At 67.4% G+C, this 19,826-nt stretch carries 14 protein-coding genes; 10 read left to right on the forward strand and 4 right to left on the reverse strand.

From position 1 onward, the window contains the following. Positions 1 to 332 precede the first annotated feature (332 nt). From FHT09_RS16775 to FHT09_RS16800, 6 genes are all read left to right on the forward strand, one after another. Positions 333 to 1,643, forward strand: coding sequence for an MFS transporter (locus FHT09_RS16775; protein WP_184417033.1), 1,311 nt, complete (start codon positions 333 to 335; stop codon positions 1,641 to 1,643). Positions 1,644 to 1,668: 25 nt separating this feature from the next. Then, the gene (locus FHT09_RS16780) at positions 1,669 to 2,838 is read left to right on the forward strand and encodes a glycerate kinase (RefSeq protein WP_104606862.1); all 1,170 of its coding nucleotides are present in this window, start codon (positions 1,669 to 1,671) and stop codon (positions 2,836 to 2,838) included. A gap of 200 nt (positions 2,839 to 3,038) precedes the next feature. Next, complete coding sequence (locus FHT09_RS16785; protein WP_184417035.1) at positions 3,039 to 4,769, forward strand: diguanylate cyclase; 1,731 nt, start codon at positions 3,039 to 3,041, stop codon at positions 4,767 to 4,769. 133 nt (positions 4,770 to 4,902) lie between these two features. Then, complete coding sequence (locus FHT09_RS16790) at positions 4,903 to 5,295, forward strand: DUF2628 domain-containing protein (protein WP_104535383.1); 393 nt, start codon at positions 4,903 to 4,905, stop codon at positions 5,293 to 5,295. A 581-nt stretch (positions 5,296 to 5,876) separates the two neighbouring features. Further along, positions 5,877 to 8,810 (forward strand): TonB-dependent receptor, encoded by a 2,934-nt coding sequence (locus tag FHT09_RS16795; protein ID WP_104606864.1) that lies wholly within the window; start codon positions 5,877 to 5,879, stop codon positions 8,808 to 8,810. 197 nt (positions 8,811 to 9,007) lie between these two features. Beyond that, positions 9,008 to 11,485 (forward strand): GH92 family glycosyl hydrolase, encoded by a 2,478-nt coding sequence (locus tag FHT09_RS16800; RefSeq protein ID WP_104606865.1) that lies wholly within the window; start codon positions 9,008 to 9,010, stop codon positions 11,483 to 11,485. 454 nt (positions 11,486 to 11,939) lie between these two features. Here FHT09_RS16800 and FHT09_RS16805 read toward each other — a convergent pair whose 3' ends face one another. From FHT09_RS16805 to FHT09_RS16815, 3 genes are all read right to left on the reverse strand, one after another. Next, a complete protein-coding gene (locus FHT09_RS16805; RefSeq protein ID WP_104536575.1) occupies positions 11,940 to 13,355 on the reverse strand; it encodes an amino acid permease in 1,416 nt (471 codons plus the stop codon). 209 nt (positions 13,356 to 13,564) lie between these two features. Beyond that, a complete protein-coding gene (locus FHT09_RS16810) occupies positions 13,565 to 13,945 on the reverse strand; it encodes a hypothetical protein (protein ID WP_047129789.1) in 381 nt (126 codons plus the stop codon). Positions 13,946 to 14,080: 135 nt separating this feature from the next. Continuing rightward, positions 14,081 to 14,701, reverse strand: coding sequence for a glutathione S-transferase (locus tag FHT09_RS16815; protein WP_104606879.1), 621 nt, complete (start codon positions 14,699 to 14,701; stop codon positions 14,081 to 14,083). Positions 14,702 to 14,946: 245 nt separating this feature from the next. Here FHT09_RS16815 and rmuC point away from each other — a divergent pair, with 245 nt between their 5' ends. The 4 genes from rmuC (at position 14,947) to FHT09_RS16835 (ending at position 18,598) form a co-directional block, all read left to right on the forward strand. Then, the gene (rmuC, locus tag FHT09_RS16820; RefSeq protein ID WP_104606866.1) at positions 14,947 to 16,530 is read left to right on the forward strand and encodes a DNA recombination protein RmuC; all 1,584 of its coding nucleotides are present in this window, start codon (positions 14,947 to 14,949) and stop codon (positions 16,528 to 16,530) included. A gap of 209 nt (positions 16,531 to 16,739) precedes the next feature. Next, positions 16,740 to 17,120, forward strand: a complete 381-nt coding sequence (locus FHT09_RS16825) for a hypothetical protein (protein ID WP_104536573.1) — start codon at positions 16,740 to 16,742, stop codon at positions 17,118 to 17,120. Positions 17,121 to 17,273: 153 nt separating this feature from the next. Beyond that, positions 17,274 to 17,825, forward strand: a complete 552-nt coding sequence (locus tag FHT09_RS16830) for a glutathione peroxidase (RefSeq protein ID WP_104606867.1) — start codon at positions 17,274 to 17,276, stop codon at positions 17,823 to 17,825. Between the two features lie 353 nt (positions 17,826 to 18,178). Then, the gene (locus FHT09_RS16835) at positions 18,179 to 18,598 is read left to right on the forward strand and encodes a lysozyme inhibitor LprI family protein (protein ID WP_181141389.1); all 420 of its coding nucleotides are present in this window, start codon (positions 18,179 to 18,181) and stop codon (positions 18,596 to 18,598) included. Between the two features lie 164 nt (positions 18,599 to 18,762). Here the strand turns inward: FHT09_RS16835 and FHT09_RS16840 are convergent, their stop codons facing one another. Beyond that, positions 18,763 to 19,818 carry a VacJ family lipoprotein gene (locus FHT09_RS16840; protein WP_104606869.1) on the reverse strand — a complete coding sequence of 352 codons (1,056 nt, stop codon included), beginning with the start codon at positions 19,816 to 19,818 and terminating at the stop codon, positions 18,763 to 18,765. Between the last annotated feature and the right edge of the window lie 8 nt (positions 19,819 to 19,826).

Consider the following 19,826-nt stretch of genomic DNA (forward strand, 5'->3'; position numbering starts at 1 on the left):
GCGGCGTCGCCGGATTGGCTGATCGGGAGGGGGCGTGGTGCGTCAGCTCTAGCTGTCGGCCCGGTGGTCACTTGGCCGGGTGACCGCGCTGTATCGGGGCGGCCAGCTCTGCACCAGCATGGTTGCTGCAGCATTCCGAGCCTCGCACACGCTCGGGACACCTGATGTGGATTTGGGCATTTGCACAAAAACTGGCGTTTACCTGCCCACAGCCAGGCAGCAGGCTGACGATGCTTCCTGGAACAAGCGCCAACTAGAATGCGCCGACCCCTGTGCGGTGCCAGTGCCAGGGCACTGTGCGCCGGTGGGCCCACCGACTGCTGGAGCGTGCGATGACCCAAGCCTCCCGGCCCCTGCCGCCCCCCGACGGCATGGCCCCGACCTACCGCAGGATCCTGTGGCGGCTGATCCCGTTCCTGTTCGTCTGTTACCTGTTCAATTACCTGGACCGGGTCAATGTCGGCTTTGCCAAGCTGCAGATGCTGGGCGATCTGGGCATGAGCGAGACCGTGTACGGGCTGGGCGCGGGCATCTTCTTCATCGGCTATCTGGCCTGCGGGGTGCCGAGCAACCTGATCCTGCAACGCATCGGCGCGCGCCGATGGGTGGCGATCATGATGGTCAGCTGGGGCCTGCTGTCGACCTGCCTGATGTTCGTGCGCACCCCGGCCGGCTTCTACATCTTGCGCCTGCTCACCGGCGCGGCCGAGGCCGGCTTCTTCCCCGGCATCGTGCTGTACCTGACGCGCTGGTTTCCGCGCGCCCAGCACGGCCGGGTCATGACCGTCTTCATGTCGGCCATCCCGATCTCCGGCGTGCTGGGCGGGCCGTTGTCGGGCTGGATCCTCGGCCATTTTTCGGCCGGGCAGGGTGGCCTGGCCGGCTGGCAATGGATGTTCCTGCTGCAGGGCTTGCCCACGGTGTTGCTGGGCATCGGGGTGTGGTTCCTGCTCAGCGATGGCGTGCAGCAGGCGAGCTGGCTGGACACGCAGGAGAAGCAGGCATTGACCCGCGCGCTGGCCGCCGACGAAGCCGGCAAGCCGGCCGGTGCCTCCAGCTCGCTGGGCGCGGTGCTGCGCAACCCGGCGGTGTGGATGCTGGGCACGGTGTACTTCTGCATCCAGAGCGGGGTGTATGCGATCAACTTCTGGCTGCCCTCGATCATCCAGGGCAGCGGCGTCACCGACCCCACCCGGATCGGCCTGATGAGCGCCATTCCGTACCTGGCCGCGGCGGTGTTCATGGTGCTGATGGGCCGCTCGGCCGACCGCCGCCGCGAGCGCCGCTGGCATCTGGTGATGCCGTTGCTGATGGGGGCGGCCGGGCTGTGCATCGCCGCCAGCGTCACCGACAACCTGGGTCTGGCCCTGTTCGGCATGACCCTGGCCACGATGGGCGCGGTCAGTGGCTTGCCGCTGTTCTGGCCGCTGACCAACGGCTTCCTCACTGCCGCCGCTGCGGCCGGTGGGCTGGCGCTGATCAACTCCACCGGCCAGGTTGCCGGCTTCGTCAGCCCGTACCTGGTGGGCTGGATCAAGGACGCCACCCACAGCACCGAGCTGGCGCTGTACGTGCTGGCCGGCGCCATGCTGCTGGGCGCCGTGCTGGTGCTGCGGGTGCCGGCACGCGCGGTGAACCAGTGATGCATCCGTCCCAGCGAGTGTGCCCATGAAGATCGTCATTGCGCCCGATTCCTACAAGGAAAGCCTGTCCGCGCTGGAGGTGGCCACCCAGATCGAGGCCGGCTTCCGCGAGGTGTTCCCCGACTGGCAGTACCGCAAGGTGCCGGTGGCCGATGGCGGCGAAGGCACGGTCGACGCGCTGGTGGCGGCCACCGACGGGCGGGTGATCGACTGCACGGTCAGCGGCCCGCTCGGCATCCCGGTGCAGGCATTCTTCGGCCTGACCGGCGACGGCCGCACCGCGGTGATCGAAATGGCCGCCGCCAGCGGCCTGGCGCTGGTGCCGCCGGCCGAGCGCACGCCGCTGCGCACCAGCACTGCGGGCGTGGGCGAGTTGATCCTGGCCGCGCTGGATGCCGGCGCGCGGCGCTTCATCATCGGCATCGGCGGCAGCGCCACCAACGACGGCGGCGCCGGTCTGGCGCAGGCCCTGGGCGTGCGGCTGCTGGATGCGCAGGGCGAGTCGATCGGCCCGGGCGGCGGCGCGCTGGCGACGCTGGCCCGCATCGACACGCAGGCCCTGGACGTGCGGCTGCAGGACTGCCAGTTCGAAGTGGCCTGCGACGTGGACAACCCGCTGATCGGCCCGACCGGCGCCTCGGCGGTGTTCGGCCCGCAGAAGGGCGCCACCCCCGGCATGGTGCGCCAGCTCGACAGCAACCTGCAGCACTACGCCGATGTGCTGCAACGCGACCTGGGTGTGCGCCTGCACGACCTGCCCGGCGGCGGTGCGGCCGGCGGCCTGGGCGCGGCGCTGGTGGCGTACCTGGGCGCGCAGTTGCGGCCCGGCGTGGAGATCGTGGCGCAGGCGCTCGGGCTGGATGCGTTGGTCGCCCAGGCCGATCTGGTCATCACCGGCGAAGGCCGCCTGGACGGCCAGAGCCTGCACGGCAAGACCCCGGTAGGCGTGGCGCGGGTGGCGCTGCGGCACGGCAAGCCGGTGCTCGCCATCGCCGGTTGCCTGGGCAACGGCGCCGCGCTGCTGCATGGCCATGGCATCGACGCGATGTTTGCGGTGGTGCATCGCGCCTGCACGGTGGAGCAGGCACTGGCCGACGCCGCCAGCAACGTGCGCATCGCTGCGCGCAATGTGGCCGCCGCGCTGCAGGTGGGCCAGGTCTTGGCGCAGCTGCCTGCGAGTGCAGACATGCGCTGACGGCAGCGCGCGGGATGCCTCGCGCAGGCCGTGCCCATGCCGTGCCCATGCGGTCGCCACGTGGCGACCGGGTCGCGCACAACGCATCTTCTGTGCGATGGCGCACGCAACGCTGCGTTAGCAGGGATGTTTGGTCCGCTAGACTGAGCGGATTGCCCGGGGAACAAGCGAGCATTCCATTGAGCCACCGCGACGCCTTTGTGTCATCCACTCCCCGCGAGACCGAGCGGCTGTCGCGTCTGGCGCTGCTGCAGGTTGTCGATACCGATGCCGAGCCGTTCTTCGATGCGCTGGCCGCCGCCGCGCAGGCGATCGCCGGCACGCCGATCGCGCTGGTGTCGCTGGTGGACGAACATCGCCAATGGTGCAAGGCCAATATCGGCCTGCCCGACGCCAGCGAAGGCTCACGCGAACTCGCGTTCTGCGCCCACGCCATCCAGGACGATGCGGTGATGGAAGTACGCGATGCGCCGGCCGATCCGCGCTTTCGCGACAATACGCTGGTCACCGATGCGCCTGGAATCCGTTACTACGCCGGCGCGCCGATCGTGTTGTCCGACGGATTGCGCATGGGCACCGTATGCGTGCTCGATCAGCGCCCGCGCGCGCTGGAGCCGGCGCAACTGGCCGCGTTGCAGCAACTGGCCAGGGTGGCCGCCGAAGGTCTGGAGCAGCGCCGGCTGATGCTGGAGCGTGAAGCCGCCAACGCGCAATTGCAGCAACGCCTGCGCGAGAGCGAAGCGTTTCTGGAACGCACCGGCCGGGTTGCCGGCGTCGGCGGCTGGGAAGTGGACGTGGCCAGCGGCACCCTGACCTGGTCGGATCAGACCTGCCGCCTGCACGATCTGCCGGCGGGCTACCGGCCGACCTTGGCAGAGGGGATCGGCTTCTATCCGCTCGATGCGCGCGCGGTGATCACCGAGGCGGTCGAGGCCTGCGAGCGCGATGGCACGCCCTGGGATCTGGAACTGCCGCTGGTCAGCGCCACCGGCCGGCAGCTATGGGTGCACGCCACCGGCTCGATGGAGCATGTGGACGGACGCACCCGCCTGATCGGCGCGATCCAGGACGTCACCGACCGCCATCGTGCGGTGGATGCGCTGGCCGCCAGCGAGCGCAAGTTCCGCAACATGTTCCAATACAGCCTGGGCCTGATCTGCACCCACGACATGGATGGCCGCCTGATCAGCGTCAATCCGGCCGCCGCGCGCTCGTTGGGCCGCAGCGTGGACGGTGTGGAAGGCCGCTCGTTGCTGGAATTCGTCCGCCCCGAGCGGCATGCCGCCCTGCAGGGCTATCTGTCGCGCATGGTGCTCGACGGTCAGGACGCCGGGGTGATCGAGCTGGTCGCCAGCGACGGCAGCCTGCGCCACTGGCAGTACAGCAACGTGCTGGACGTGGAGTCCGACGCCACCATCGTACTGGCGCACGCCCAGGACATCACCAACCAGTACCAGCAGGAGAAGCAGCTGCTGGAATGGTCGTTCACCGACCCGCTCACCAACTGCTACAACCGCCGCTTCCTGGACGAGCTCGACAAGCGCGACCCCAGCGTGCGCTGGGGCTGCATCGTGGTGGATCTGGACAAGTTCAAACTGGTCAACGACACCCATGGCCACCAGCGCGGCGACGAGGTACTGGTGCAGATGGCCTGGTTCCTCAATCAACCGCTGCGCACCCAGGACCGGCTGGTCCGTCTGGGTGGCGACGAGTTCCTGGTGCTGCTGCATCAACCCACCCAGCCGCAGCTGGCGGCATTGGCGCGCGACTACGTGGCCGCCACCGACGACGCGCCGATCCAGTTCACCCTGGGCACCGCCCTGCGCAACGATGGCGAGGCGCTGGCGGCGGTGGTCGATCGCGCCGACCGCTCGCTGTATGCGCTGCGCCGGGCGCGCCGCGGCACCAGCGTCAGCGACGGGCGCGAATAACGTGCGGCGTCCTGCAGGCAGCCACTGCCGAAGCTGATCGGCGGCTGACCCTCACGTCTTGCCGGCGCCCGCGAACGTGCCGATGAATACGCGATCGCCTATCATGTAACCGTTTTCAACTACATGGTTTGGAATGGACACCTTCGATCGCACCCAGCTCAGTCCCAAGTGGCAGTTCCGTTTCGATTTCTTCGACCGTCACGGTGGCCCCAAAGACCCCAGTTACAAGAACGCACTGAAGACCTTGAGCTTTGGCGAGAAGGTCAAGGTCGGCATGAACTTCTATGCCTTCTTCTTCGGCGTCATCTATTTCTTCATCATCGGCCTGTGGCGCAAGGCGTTGAGCCTGATCGGCATCAGCATCGTGGTCAGCATCGTGGCCTCGTTCCTGCCCGCCGCGTTTCAGAACGTGCTGTGGCTGCCGTTGTCGTTGTTGACCGGCATGATCGCCAACTACGCCTATTACCTGGACAAGGTGAAGGGCAGCACCAGCTGGAACCCGTTCGAAGGCATGCGCTGGATCTGAAGCAACTGCGTCACCGGCGCGTCGGCCCCTCCCGCCGCCATGCCAGCGTCGCCAAGCCCGGTCACTGACCGGGCTTTTTTATGGGCGAACCAAGCCCCGGGGACCAGGCCCCTCTCCCCCCGGGGCGATAAGGCACAGCGTGCGCGCCACTGGCGCGCGTGCCTGGGAGCGCCCGCGCTGCTAGCGCGGGCCCGGGGCGCGGAGCGGGGGTTGGGGTGAGGGTCCGGCCCACCGATACGCAACACGCCCAGGCGCAGCTCTCTCAACCGACCGCGCGCAACGCAGCCCAATCTGACCCCAAGCCGGCTCATCCGTCAGTGCAGCTGACACGCGCCGGAAACGCAGTACCCGGGCACTCGCAACAGATTGATTCAAAACACCTAAACCTCGGAAAAACTGGCGGAACCCGCACACTTTGCTGCACCGCGGTGTGCAGCAGGTGGGCGAGAATGCTTAATCTTTGCCAACCCGTGACACACGACTGTACCGAATTTAGATCGATCCAAGTACCCCATTCCCCCGCAAGTGTTTGAAAAGACGAAGTCTTTCCGTCGTACTACCGTCCTCGACGAGACGCTTGAATGACCGATCACCGCCGTTGTCGCCCGCAGCTGCTGTCCCGCGCCGTGCTGCTCGCATTGCTGTCACCCCTGCCCGTACTGGCCCAGCAGGTCAGCGCCCCGCAACAGCTCGATGCCGTCACCGTGACCGGTTCGCGCATCAAGCGCGTCCAGGCCGAAGGACCGGCGCCGGTGCAGATCATCGGTTCCGAGGAGATCCGTGCGCAGGGCTTCACCACCGTCTACGACATGCTCGGCACCCTCAACCAGGCCATCGGCACGGTGGAGGCCGACGTCAGCTGGGGCTCGCATACGCCCAACGCCAGCCCGCTCAACCTGCGCAATCTGGGCCCCAACCGCAGCCTGTTGCTGGTCAACGGCCGCCGCGTGGCCGACTACCCGCTGCCGTACAACGGCCAGAGCAACGTCTCCAACTACAGCAACATCCCGGCCGCCGCGGTGGACCGGGTCGAGGTGCTCACCGGCGGTGCCTCGGCCATCTACGGCTCGGACGCGATCGCCGGCGTGGTCAACGTGATCCTCAAGCAGAACTACAGCGGCGACCAGTTCCGCATGCGCGGCGGCACCTCCACCGAGGGCGGCCGCGATACCGCCGATGTGTCCTGGGCCGGCGGCCGCACCGGCGACAACTGGAGCGTGACCTACGCGCTGCAATACACCAGCCGCGACCCGCTGTTCGGCCGCGACCGCCCGCAGATGGACGACGCCAGCGATGCGCCCTACAGCGCCTGGACCGCCGAGCAGCGCCGGGTGGGATTTCGCCCCAGCAGCGGCATCGCCCTGATCGACAACGCCAGCGGCACCCGCCAGGCGCCGCCGCCCGGTGCCTGCGAGCAGTTCGGCGGCGAGTACTACCTGGCCGACCGGCTGCTCTACAACCGCAACACCGGCGTGACCAGCAATACCGGCCAGCTGTGCGGGCTGAGCGCCGACTACGGCAACTGGCTGCTGCGCAGCGGCAGCAAGGACCTGTCCGGCTATCTCTACGGCACCTGGGAGTTCGGCAATGGGGTACAGGCCTGGACCAACCTGGCGGTGTTCGATTCCCAAGCGCAGTGGGGCACCTCGCCGCCTGCGGTGCAGCTGCCGGCCGGGCTCGATTTCCCGGCGTTCTACGATGTGACCAGCGGCCAGCAACTGATCGGCGTGCGCCAGTTCACCGCCGCCGAGGTTGGCAGCCAGGCCGGGCTGCGCAACCGCAACCGCGAGCGCTCCTGGGACATCAGCGCCGGTTTTCGCGGCACCCTGGCCGACGGGCGCTTCGATTGGGAGGCCTCACTGGGCCGTTCGTACTACCGCGTGCAGGAGCGCATCTCCACGGTGGACTGGCAGCGCGCCAACGCCTATTTCCTCGGCCCGCAGCTGGGCACCGTGGATGGGCTGCCGGCCTATGCGCTAGACCGCGCGCGCTGGTGGACGCCACTGACGCCGGGCCAGTACGCGCAGATCGGCGCGCACTCGGTCAATCGCGCCGCCTCCTGGGTCAACCAGGGCGCGCTCAGCCTCAGCGGTACCCTGGCCGACGGCTGGGCCGGGCCGATCGAATTCGCCGCCGTGGCCGAAGCCGCGCAGCAGGGCTACCGGCTCAATCCCGATCCACGCGCCAATCTCGATTACGAGGTGCAGAACGTCGACCGCGGTGGTGGCGAGCGCACCCGCTATTCGGCCGGGCTGGAGTTCAGCGTGCCGCTGACCAGCACGCTGATCGCCACCCTGGCCGGCCGCTACGACCGCTACGGCGACTACAAGGCCTATAGCGACGACGCCAACCTGCTCGACATCGGCACCCAGAAGGAATCCACCTGGAGCGCCGGCCTGCAGTGGCGCCCGATCGACAGCCTGCTGTTGCGCGGCAGCTACGCCACCAGCTTTCGCGCCCCGGACATGCACTACCTGCTCGGCCAACCCAGCTCGGCGCAGGTGCGCACGCTCGACCAGTACCGCTGCATCGCCAGCGGCGCCTACCGGATCAACAATTGCACTGGCGACAACACCGCGGTGACCTATCCGTTCGCCATCAATCGCCGCGGCACCCCGGACCTGGACTCGGAACTGGGCAATTCGTGGACGGTGGGGTTTGTCTGGGACGCGTTCGAGCATGTCTCGTTCACCGCCGACTTCTGGAGCATCCATCTGGAAGACGAGATCCGCGACATCGACGAAACCACCATCCTGCGCGACGAGGCCGGCTGCCGCACCGGGCTGACCATCACCCCCGGCCAGGCCTGGTCCAACCCGGGCGGCGCCGATTACTGCGCCTCGATCCTGGCCCGCGTGCAGCGCGATGCAGGCGGCGCCATCACCGCGATCGAGCGCGGCCCGATCAACCTGGCCCAGCGCGACGTACGCGGCCTGGACCTGTCGGCGCGCTACCAACTCGAAACCGGCGTCGGCGATTTCCAGCTGGGTCTGGATTACACCAACCTGCGCTCGATGCGCGAGCAGACCTACCGCACCGATCCCAACCCCGAGCGTCGCGACCGCGACATCCGCAGCAAGCTGCGCGGCAGCGTGAGCTGGCTGTACGGCAACTGGAACGCCACCGTCTACGGCGACCGTGTCGGCGCGGTGCCCGGCGTGCGCTCGCACTGGGGCCTGGACCGGCTCGACACCCCAGGCGGTTGCGTGCCGTTTGCCGATGGCGGCGTGCCCGACGACCGCGCCAACTGCACCGACACCGATCCGGCCAGCCCCACCTTCGGCCAGAGCACCCGCAAATACTTCGGCCGCGTCGGCCCGGCGATCACCTGGAACGTCAATCTCGGCTATCGCATCACTCCGGCGATGAAGCTCAACCTCTACGTCAACAACGTCTTCAACAGCACCGGCTACAACCACAAGGATCCGTACAAGCTCGATTACGAGTTCTACAACAGCCGCCTGTTCAGTCCGGTGGGGCGCGAGATCGCGGCAGAATACGTGTTCGATTTCTGAGGCGACCAACGCCCGGCGAGATCGTCAGACGGCAGCGGGTGGCCGTGCCGGCGCCGGCACTGCACGCGAGTGCCGGCCGGTCTCGGACCGCCGCTCGTTCGAACGCGGTCGTTGTACGCCGAACGCTGCGTGGTGCAGCGCTCGGCAGGGATCCTCCACCTGCGGCTTCGGTCGCCCGCTCCCCCGAGGTGTTTTGCATGCTCTGCGCAGTTTCGTCCGACCGTTCCGTCTTCCGCGGCGCTGCGCTGCCGTTCTGGCGCCGCGCTGCCGCCGGCCTGTGCCTGCTCGGCATGGCGGTGTGTGCGCCGCTGGCCGCGCAGGACCCGGCGCAGGTCAACACCTTCATCGGCAGCAAGGACGACGGCAACACCTTCCCAGGTGCCTCGGCCCCGTTCGGCCTGGTCCAGGTCAGCCCGATCGGCGCGCACTACGCCGGCTGGCGCTACGACGATCCCAGCATCCGCGGCTTCGGCCATTCATTCCTGTCCGGGGCCGGCTGCTGGGAGCAGGGCGGGCAGGTCTCGGTGCTGCCGGTCACCGGCCGCATCGGCCCGGGCGGCGACTTCGACACCGGCGACGCCAAGGCCTTCGACCAGAAGCGTTACGCCGCCCGCTACACCCATGACGGCGAAGTCGGCCAGGCCGGTTACTACAAGGTGCGGCTGACCGACTACGGCGGCATCGACGCCGAAGCCACCGCGCTCACCCGCGCCGCGGCCGAGCGTTACACCTTCGCCCCCGGCGCCGACACCGGCCATGTGCTGGTCAATCTGGGCCAGGCCAACGACCGCCACGTGGTGATCGGTAGCCAGCTGCAGGTGGTCGGCGACCGCGTGGTCGAAGGCAAACTGACCACGCGCAGTTTCTGTGGCGGCCACGAATACACCACCTGGTTCCGGCTGGAATTCGACCGCCCGTTCACCGCGCACGGCGTGTGGGGCGAAGACGGCGGCGTGCCCGATGCGCGCCACGGCATGGGCGGCGAACTCAAGCCCAATGGCGCCTGGCTCAGTTTCCCGCTGGGCAACAACAAGAACGCGCGCGCAGTGACCGTGGTCAGCGCCATCTCGCACGTGGATGCCGAAGGTGCACGCAACAACCTGCGCGCCGACGGCATGCTCGGCGGCAAGCTGCTGGGTCTGGAGCAGATGCGCCAACGCGCGCAGCAGGCCTGGCGCAAGGAGCTGGCCAGCCTGCAACTGGATGGCGCCAGCGCCGACGACCGCAGCGTGGCTTACACCGCGCTGTATCACGCCCTGCTGCAGCCGCTGACCGGCAGCGATGTCGATGGCCGCTATCGCGGCTTCGACGATGCGATCCACCGCGCCGATGGCTGGACCTACTACGAGTATTTCTCGCTGTGGGACACCTATCGCTCGCAGAACCAGCTGCTGGCGTTGCTGCAGCCGACGCGCGCGCGCGACATCGGCCGCTCGCTGCTGGCGATCCATCAGCAAGGTGGCTGGCTGCCGCGCTGGGGCTATGCCAACTTCGATACCAACATCATGACCGGCGATCCGGTGACCCCGTTCCTGGTCGACCTGTGGCGCTTCGGCGCGCTGCAGGACAACCAGGCGCAGGCGTACGCAGCGCTGCGCCAGAACGCCTTCGAGCAACCGCCGATCAACTCGCGCCACGCCGGCCGCTCCGGCAACGCCAGCTATCTGGCCAACGGCTTCGTGCAGTACGACCGCGCGTTCCCGTCCAAGGGCATGGACGTGGACCCGCACCACGGCGGCTCGGCCACGCTGGAGTACGCGCTGGCCGACTGCGCGTTGGCGCAGATGGCGCAAGCGCTAGGCCACCCCGACGACAGCGCGTTGCTACGCAAACGCGGCGGCAACTGGCGCAGCGTCTGGGACGCCAACGTGCGCGATACCGACACCGGCTTCAGCGGGTTTCCACGGCCCCGGCTGGAAGATGGCAGCTGGTACGCACCCTCGGACGATCGCTACAGCCCGCGCTCGCAGCACGGCTTCCACGAAGGCACCGCCTGGCAATACCAGTGGCTGGTGCAGCAGGACATCCCCGGCATGCTGCAGGCCATGCACGGCAGCGAGCAGGCCGGCAAACGCCTGGATGCCTTCTTCGCCTACGACGACCTGCTGAAGGACCCGCTCAACGCCGCGCGCACGCACTGGGTGGTCGGCCCGTACAGCTATTACAACCAGTACCGCTACAACCCCAACAACGAACCGGATCTGCACGCACCGTGGATGTATACGTTGATCGGCCAGCCGTGGAAGACCGCCACCGTGGTGCGCGCTGCGCAGCAACTATTCACCAACGCGCCCAACGGCGTCACCGGCAACGACGACCTCGGCACGATGTCGGCCTGGTACCTGTTCAGCGCCCTGGGCCTGTATCCGGCGGTGCCGGGCAGCGGACAGTTCCTGCTGCACGCCCCGCGCTTCAAGCGGGTGACGCTGAACCTGGGCAACGGCAAGCGCCTGCGCATCGACGCCCCCGGCGCCGACGGCCGCGCGCTGCAATACGTGGACAGCGTGCATCTGAACGGCGCGCCGCAGCGGCAGGTGTTCCTGGATTGGGCCCAGTTGCAGCAGGGCGGCACGCTGTCGTTCGCGCTGACCAGGCAGGCGCCGACCCAGGGCTGGGGAACCCAACCAGACGCACTCCCGACCTCGTTCTGCGCCACGCCTGCAACCGCGCGTTGAGCGAAAGCTCCTCTCCTGGTTGCGGGGGAGTGCGAGGGAAAGGGCTAACGCTGCCGGCGCACGTGCTCAAGCCCCTCTCCTGCGGGGCGATAAGGGCGCCACTGGCGCGCGTGCCTGGGAGCGCCCGCGCCGCTGGCGCGGGCCGGGGCGCGGAGCGGGGGTTGGGGTGAGAGTACGGAGCGAAGCCCCTGACCAAGTTGGATAACACCAGGCTTCGCCCGTACCCTCATCCGGCCCTTCGGGCCACCTTCTCCCGATGGGAGAAGGGAGTGGTCAGCGCGCATCCGCAAGCAGCCGTGCAGCACAGGACGGCTACCGCCAAGACTTTCCCATCGACGATTCAACCTTGAAGGCGCGTGGCGGCGCGTGCGTCATCGCTGGTCATTGGTGGATATCCGAGGCGCCCCTCATCCGCCCTGCGGGCACCTTCTACCGGTGGGAGAAGGAAGCCACCTCAACCGACCTTCCCCAACCGGCTATTCCGCCGCCCATACGCCACATACACCACCACGCCCAGCACGTTCCACACCAGGAACCAGCCCTGCGTGGTGCTCGGCAGGCTCCAGAACAGGTACAGGCAGCCCAGGATCGCCACCGGACCCACCACCCACGCCAGCGGCGTACGGAAGGAGCGCGCACGCGTCGGTTCGCGCACGCGCAGCACCAGCAGGCACGCCGCCACCGCGGTGAACGCCGCCAACGTCCCGGCATTGGCCAAGGCGGCAATTTCATCCAGCCGCGCCACGCCGGCCAACGCGGCCACCAACACGGCCGTAAACAACGTGATCGCCACCGGCGTACCGGTGCGTGCGTTGACCTTGGACAAACCGCGCGGCAATAGGCCATCGCGCGACATCACGAAGAAGATGCGGCTCTGCCCGTACAGGAATGCCAGCAGCACCGTCGGCAGCGCGATGATCGCCACCGCGCCGATCACCAACGCCGCCTTGCCGTGGCCGAGTTCGCGCATGATCAGCGCCAGCGGCTCGGGGCTCTTGCCGAACACGGTGAAGCTCATCGCGCCCACCGCCGACAACGCCACCAGCACATAGATCAGCGTGCAGCCGATCATCGAACCGACGATGCCGATCGACAGATCGCGGCCGGGGTTCTTGGTCTCCTCGGCTGCGGTGGAGATCGCATCGAAGCCATAGAACGCGAAGAAGATGATCGCCGCCGCCGCCATCACCCCACGCTCCACGCCATCCGGGCCTGCGGTCTTGGGGAAGCCATACGGCATGAACGGCTGCAGGTTGGCGCTGTCGAAGGCCGGCAGGGCGATCGCCACAAACACGCCCAGCGCCACGATCTTCAGTACCACCAGCACCGCATTGAGCGTGGCGCTTTCCTTGGTGCCGGCCATCAGCATGCCGGCCACCAGGAAGGTGATCACCACCGCCGGCAGGTTGACGATGCCGCCGGCATGCGGCCCGGCCACCAGGGCATGCGGCAGGTTGACCCCCAGCCACTGCAGGAAGCCGACGAAGTAGCCGGACCAGCCCACCGCCACAGTACTGACCACCAGCGAGTATTCCAGCACCAGGCTCCAGCCCACCACCCAGGCAATGCTCTCGCCGAGTGCGGTGTAGCTGTAGGTGTAGGCGCTGCCGGCGGCCGGCATCATCGTGGCCATCTCCGCATACGCCAGCGCCGCGCAGGCGCATACGATGCCGGCGGCCACGAACGACAGCAGCACCGCCGGGCCGGCCTTGTCCGCGCCTACGCCGATCAACGTGTAGATGCCGGTGCCGACGATCGCGCCGATACCCAGCGCGATCAGGTGCGGCCAACTCAGGCTGCGGACCAGTTGCCGGCCGGCCTCATGCACGGTGACCTGATCGATGGATTTGCGCCTGAGCCAAGACGACATGCGGACCTCGCGGGAATCAAAGAATTCCCGAGTTTCGCCCAACGCGCCGCAGCAAAGCTATCTGTCCAAGGTCATGCGTCGGCGCAGGCGTGTCAGCGCACGCACGCCCACCGCCTTACTGGGCGCGCACCGCACCTCGCCGGTGCTTGGCGCGGCACGACCGCCACCGACATCCCGGCTTTCATGAATCCGCAATCCCCAATCCCCGCTCACTCAACAGACGGGCGATGCGGTGGGCGCACATTGCGATAGACCAACTGCACCGCCCACGCGCCAATCAAACCCACCGCACCAGCGGCAAAGTGGGTCCAGTCGAGCAGGCGTGGCGCCGCACCGTTGGCGTCATGCCCCCAGAAGTTGAACCACAGCAGCACCAGTGCGGTGACCCCGATCCCGATCCAGAACCACAGCCGCGTGCCGCCGATCGCATAGAACCCGAATGGCAAGGCTGCCCCGATCAAAAAGTGCACCGGGAAGAAATACGCCGTACCGTACGGCCGCATCAGGTACCACACGATCGCCGCAAAGCTGCCCAGAAACGCGAACAGGCCCAGCGCGAACAGACGGGTTTGGTTGGTGGCGGTGGTCATCAGCTGGCCTGGCGGGAACGAAGCCTCACCCTAGCCATGCGCAGGTCACGTTGAGGTCAATGCGGTCCGAGCAGTCTGCAAATCCATCACCACTGCGCTGTCTCGTTCGCTGCACGCCGGCGCCGCACGCAGTGTCTACGGCGCGTTGCAGCCATGACGTTGAAACCCGGCACGCGTCTTCAAGTGTGCGTGATACGCCGCCACCGCCGGCAACGCCGGCCGCGCAATCGGGCTGGCGAACCAGCGCTGCGTCGATAGCCCCAGCACGATATCGGCCAGGGTGAAATCCGCGCCGAGCACGAACGGGCCGCCGCGTTGCAGCTGTGCCTCGAGGATGGTCATGTGGCGATTCCACTCGCGCACGCTCGCCGCAATCGCCTGCGCATCGGCATGCGCCGCGCTGCCACGCACCGTGGCCATGAACGCGTACCGCCAGGCGGTGTTGAGCTCGGTGGCCTGCCAATCCATCCATTGCTCGACCAGCGCACGTGCGGCGGGAGCAGTCGGCAACAGGTCGGTGCGACCCGCATGTGCGGCCAGATACCGGCAGATCGTGTTCGACTCCCACAGCACCAGATCGCCATCGCGGATCACCGGCACCAGCGCATTGGGGTTGAGCGCGCGAAACGCCGGCGTGTCCACCGATGCAAACCCACTGCCATAGGTGTGCAGCGTGTAGTCCAGCGCCAGTTCCTCGCACAGCCACAGCACCTTGCGCATATTGATGGAAGTCGGTTTTCCGTAAAGTTCGAGCACGGTCGGCAACGGCTTGGGCAGGTCGCTCACCTTAGCGCGCATGCCTGCATCTGCGCAGCAGCCCAGACCTCGGCGCGATGCCAGGCCGCTTCGCACCTCCGCCAGGCACATCGCAGGGGTCGCCCATCTGCATCCGACGCAGTGCGCGCCAACCGGCCGTACGCTGCGCCCTGCAGCCGCGCCGACACCTCCGGCCGGCAAGTCACTGACGCAGCCCCTGCGACCGGCCCGGCTACACTGCGCACATGTCATCCCAATCCCTGATCCTTCTCGGACTGCTCGTCGCAGTCCTGGTGCTGCAGCTGATCGCGCTGCTGCGACGTCCTTCCACCAGCGGCCTGGAGCTGGCGCTGCGCGCCGAGCAACGCGACGGCCGCGGCGAACTGCGCGAGCAACTCGAAGGCCTGGCGCGGCAACAGGATGGGCGCCTGGAAACCTTCGCGCGCAATCTCACCGAGCTGTCCACGCGCACCGATCAACGCCTGGACCTGTTGCGCGACGCACTCGGCGAAGACGCCCGCAAGGCCCGCGAAGAAAGTGGCCTTGCGCAACAACGCACCAGCGAACTGCTGACGCTGCGGCTGACCGAATTGCGCACCCAGCTCGACGGCTTCGGCCAGCAGCAGGAAACACGCATCCAGGTGTTCGGCCTGCAACTGACCGAGCTGATCGCACGCACCGACACCCATATGGCCGCCCTGCGCGACGCGCTGGCCGAAGATTCCCGCAAGGGCCGGCAAGAGGCCGGGCAGTCGCAGCAGCGCTTCACCGAGGCCTTGGGCCAACGTCTGACCGAACTCACCCAACGCAACGAGCTGCGCATCGGCGAGATGCGCGCCACGCTGGAACAACAGCTGGCCAACCTGCAGAACGACAACGCCAGCAAGCTCGAATTGATGCGCGCCACCGTCGACGAAAAGCTGCAGACCACGCTCAACACGCGCCTGGATGCCTCTTTCAAGCTGGTTTCCGAGCGCCTGGAGCAGGTGCAGCGCGGCCTGGGCGAAATGCAGCAGCTGGCCACCGGCGTGGGCGATCTCAAGCGCGTGCTGACCAACGTCAAGGACCGCGGCGGCTGGGGCGAGGTGCAGCTGGAGAACATCCTCGAGCAGACGCTGACGATGGAGCAGTACGCGCGCAGCGTGCGGGTCAGGCCCGACAGCGCCGAAGCGGTGGATTTTGCGATCCGCCTGCCGGGGCGTGGCGACGACACCGTGGTGTGGCTGCCGGTCGATGCCAAGTTCCCACGCGAGGACTACGAGCGCCTGATCGATGCGCAGGAAAAGGGCGACCTGGACGCGATCAAGAATTCGACCGCGCAGCTGGAACGCGCCATCCGCATCCAGGCCAAGTCGATCAGCGACAAGTACGTGTGCCCGCCGCAGACCACCGACTTCGCGGTGATGTTTCTGCCCACCGAGGGCCTGTACGCCGAAGTGATCCGTCGCGCCGGCCTGGTCGACCTGCTGCAGCGCGAACATCGCGTGGTGCTGGCCGGCCCGACCACGTTCACCGCCCTGCTCAACAGCCTGCAGATGGGCTTCCGCACGCTGGCGATCGAAAAGCGCTCCAGCGAGGTCTGGCAGGTGCTGGGCGCGGTGAAGAGCGAGTTCGGCAAATTCGCCGGCATTCTCGAAAAGGCCGAGCGCCAGATCAGCACGGTCGGCAAGAGCCTGGGCGAAGCCAGCCGCAAGACCCGCACCATCGAACGCCGCCTGCGTGGCGTGGAAACCCTGGCCAGCGAACACTCCCAGGCGCTGCTGGACGATGCCGGCAGCGACGACACCGGAAGCAGCAGCGAAGACGACAGCAACGACGAGCAGGAGTGATCCGGCTGCGTCAGGCGATGCCACAAGCCATGACGTAGGAGCGCGGCCGGGCGCGACCGGGCATTACCGATAACGCCTCATCGCGCCCGGGTGCGCTCCTACGAACGCAGGTCTCCGGCGTGCCCTTCTTGCGCCCGATGGCGAGCACGCCACGCAGACATCGCCGCCGCGATGCTTGCGTCACCTGGTTCAAGAAGAGGTTTTCCCCGATGGCGACCCGATCGATCCACGCAGTGCTCTGCGCGCTGCTGCTGACCGCATGCAGCAATACCCCGGCGGCCAGGTCGGGCGCTGCGGCAAGCGCCCCGCAGCCACCGCGCGCCGTCTCCGCCGACGCTGCCGACTGCACGGCAAAGGGCGGGCAACTGCGTCCGGTCGGCCGCATGCAGACGGTGCGTTGCGTGGTGCCGTATGCCGACGCCGGCAAGACCTGCAGCGACAACGCCGACTGCAGCGGCGATTGCCTGGCCACCAGCATCGTGCCGACCGGCACCGCGACCTCCGGCACCTGCCAGCGCGACAGCGACCGCTTCGGCTGCCGCCAGGAAGTGGTCGGCGGCATGGGCCAGGCCGCGTTGTGCATCGATTGAGGGCTTCGAACATGGCCAAGCGCTTGCACTGGCCGGTCAGCCGATCGGCCCGTGCGCGTCGCTGCAGACATCTGCCGGCAGCGTGAGCCAGCGGCATCGCTCGCTCCACCCTGGCGGTTTATGCTCTCGGCTCCACCTGTCCAGGACGCACCGATGAGCCAGACGCTTTACGACATCCCCGTGGCGCGCATCGACGGTGCGCCCGCCACGCTGGCCGACTATCGCGGCAAGGTGTTGCTGGTGGTCAATGTCGCCTCCAAATGCGGGCTGACCCCGCAGTACGAAGGCCTGCAAGCGCTGTATCGCGACAAGCAGGCACAGGGACTGGAAGTGCTGGGCTTTCCGGCCAACGACTTCAAGGGCCAGGAGCCGGGCAGCGAGGCGGAGATCGCGCAGTTCTGCCAGCTCACCTACGACGTGAGCTTTCCGATGTTCTCCAAGATCGCCGTCACCGGCGCCGAAACCCATCCGCTGTATCAGCAGTTGACCAGCGCCCGCCCGCAGGCCACCGGCGACGGCCCGATGCGCGAAAAACTGGCCGGCTACGGCATCGCACCCAACCCGGCACCGGGCGTGCTGTGGAACTTCGAAAAATTCCTGATCGGCCGCGACGGCCAGGTCATCGACCGCTTCGCCCCCGACGTGCCGGCAGACGATGCGCGCCTGCGTGCAGCGGTGGATGCTGCGCTGGCATCGGCTGTTTGAGGCCCCTCTTTACCAGGGCCAGACACCACGCGTGCGCAGCAGGGGCAGACGTGGCTTGAAGCGCACGCCGCGGAGCAGGGATTGGGGTAGGGATACGGTTAAAGACGGCTGCACCATCTACACTCGACGCTGATAACAGACAGATGTCTGGAGTGATCTGCACGAGCGCAGGAATACGCTGCGTTTGCTGGCATGACCAAAACATCACGGCCGTTGCGGATAGGCCGGGCTCCGCCAGCAGCATGCGATTGCACTGCTCGATTTCCAGTCGCCGGCCCGCCCGAGCTGCGAGCAAGCTACACCCGATGTGGCAGTGCAATCATCGCGAAAGCGACACAACAAGGAACCTGTCGATGCGTCTTATCTTTGTCGTGCTGATGCAGCTTGGCAGCTCGTCGTTGCAGGCTGCGGAACTTTGCCGCGACCTGCGGACAACCCCGGAAAGTAATGCCTGCTGGAACGAGCAAGTCGGCATATCGCAGGAACGTCTGAACGATTATCTGGCTACCGCGCGCGACACGGCCATTTCCACGCCGGGCGTTCCCGCCGACGCCTTCGACAACGCACAGACGGCGTGGACGATTTACCGGGATCTTCAATGCGGCAATGTGCGAACGCGCTGGCGCGATGCGACGGTCCGGTCGGCAAAAGTAGCGAGCTGCATCGTCGACCTCAACGATCAGCGGGCGCACGACCTATGGAAACACTATCTCACCTATATCGACCGCACGCCGTCGATCAGGCCCGAACCCGCGTTGCGCTCCGGCAAGTGACATCGCAATTGCAATCCGATCTCCGGTTCGGATTGCCCGAGGCAAGCATCCGCAGACGCAACAAAGTCTTCGGTCACCACCTCGTATGATTGTTGCGAAAAAACGAAAAGCCCGGGATCGCTCCCGGGCTTTTCGTACTGACTCCAAACCGCAAGCTCGACCGATCAACGAATCCACTGCGGGATCGGCATCGCATCCACCGGAACGGTGCTGTCCTTGTCTTCGCGCAGGTAGTCGGGCAGCTCGTTGTTCTTTTCGCGATGGCTGCGCAGATCGCGCACGATCTGGTAGTTGCGGCGTTGCATCCACGCATCGCGGGTCAGCGCGTATTCGTCCGGTGCCTGGTCGCGCAGCGAATCCAGCGACATCAGTTGCGCGCGCGTATCCACCAGCTGCAAACCCTGCAGGGCGAAGCGCGCACCGCTGTCGTCGACCTGGCGCAACGGCGAGAGCGGAATGTCGCCGCCCAGCCCGAAGGTATCGCGCACGGTGCGTGGGCCGAACAACGGCAGTTCGAAGTAGCGCGAATTGCGCCAGCCCCACACACCCAGGGTCTGGCCGAAGTCTTCGCTACGGCGCGGAATGCCCGCTGCCGAGGCCGGATCGAACAGGCCAGCCACGCCCAGCGTGGAATTCATCACGAAGCGGCCCAGCGACTGCACCGCATACACCGGGTGGCCCTGCAGCAGCTGATTGACCATGGTCAGCGGCGTGCCCAGATTGTCGAAGAAGTTGGTCACGCCCAGGCGGGCCGGACGCGGCACGACCTTGGTGTAGCCGGTGGCCAACGGACGCGCCACGCCGCGGTCTACTGCCAGGTTGAAGCGGTGCATGCCGCGGTTGTAGCGCTCCCACGGATCATAGGACGACGCGTCACCGGGCTGTACCGGTGCACCGTTGGCGCCGGCCTGCGGGGTGGTGGGGCCGTAGAGCGCAGCGAAGTCGTCCTCAGCCGAGGTAGGGGCACCGGGCGTGCCGGCGCTAGCATCGGCCCTGGTCTGGTCGGTGGACGCCGCTGCGGTGGCCGGCACGGCGTCGGGTGCGGCAAAGCCGGCGGCGGCCGGCTGTGCGGTCACGCCGGCATCGTCGCGCACCGGTGCTGGGGTCGTATCCGGGACGGTCTCGGCAGCGGTCACCGGCGGCGCGGACTTCGGAGCTTGGCCGGCGCAGGCGCCAAGCAGCAGGCAGGCCAACAGGGAAAGGGGGCGAAGCTGGGTCATGGGGTGGC

Origin of the sequence: Xanthomonas sp. CFBP 8152, from assembly GCF_014199025.1 — a bacterium.
GTDB classification, from domain to species: domain Bacteria; phylum Pseudomonadota; class Gammaproteobacteria; order Xanthomonadales; family Xanthomonadaceae; genus Xanthomonas; species Xanthomonas arboricola_B.

Bases quoted from the DNA above. Each gene is read 5' to 3' on its own strand.
- FHT09_RS16805 (WP_104536575.1), bottom strand. From the start codon at position 13,355: ATGTCGTCTTGGCTCAGGCGCAAATCCATCGATCAGGTCACCGTGCAT.
- FHT09_RS16800 (WP_104606865.1), top strand. From the start codon at position 9,008: ATGCTCTGCGCAGTTTCGTCCGACCGTTCCGTCTTCCGCGGCGCTGCG.
- rmuC (WP_104606866.1), top strand. From the start codon at position 14,947: ATGTCATCCCAATCCCTGATCCTTCTCGGACTGCTCGTCGCAGTCCTG.
- FHT09_RS16790 (WP_104535383.1), top strand. From the start codon at position 4,903: ATGGACACCTTCGATCGCACCCAGCTCAGTCCCAAGTGGCAGTTCCGT.
- FHT09_RS16795 (WP_104606864.1), top strand. From the start codon at position 5,877: ATGACCGATCACCGCCGTTGTCGCCCGCAGCTGCTGTCCCGCGCCGTG.
- FHT09_RS16835 (WP_181141389.1), top strand. From the start codon at position 18,179: ATGCGTCTTATCTTTGTCGTGCTGATGCAGCTTGGCAGCTCGTCGTTG.
- FHT09_RS16775 (WP_184417033.1), top strand. From the start codon at position 333: ATGACCCAAGCCTCCCGGCCCCTGCCGCCCCCCGACGGCATGGCCCCG.
- FHT09_RS16830 (WP_104606867.1), top strand. From the start codon at position 17,274: ATGAGCCAGACGCTTTACGACATCCCCGTGGCGCGCATCGACGGTGCG.
- FHT09_RS16810 (WP_047129789.1), bottom strand. From the start codon at position 13,945: ATGACCACCGCCACCAACCAAACCCGTCTGTTCGCGCTGGGCCTGTTC.
- FHT09_RS16825 (WP_104536573.1), top strand. From the start codon at position 16,740: ATGGCGACCCGATCGATCCACGCAGTGCTCTGCGCGCTGCTGCTGACC.
- FHT09_RS16840 (WP_104606869.1), bottom strand. From the start codon at position 19,818: ATGACCCAGCTTCGCCCCCTTTCCCTGTTGGCCTGCCTGCTGCTTGGC.
- FHT09_RS16780 (WP_104606862.1), top strand. From the start codon at position 1,669: ATGAAGATCGTCATTGCGCCCGATTCCTACAAGGAAAGCCTGTCCGCG.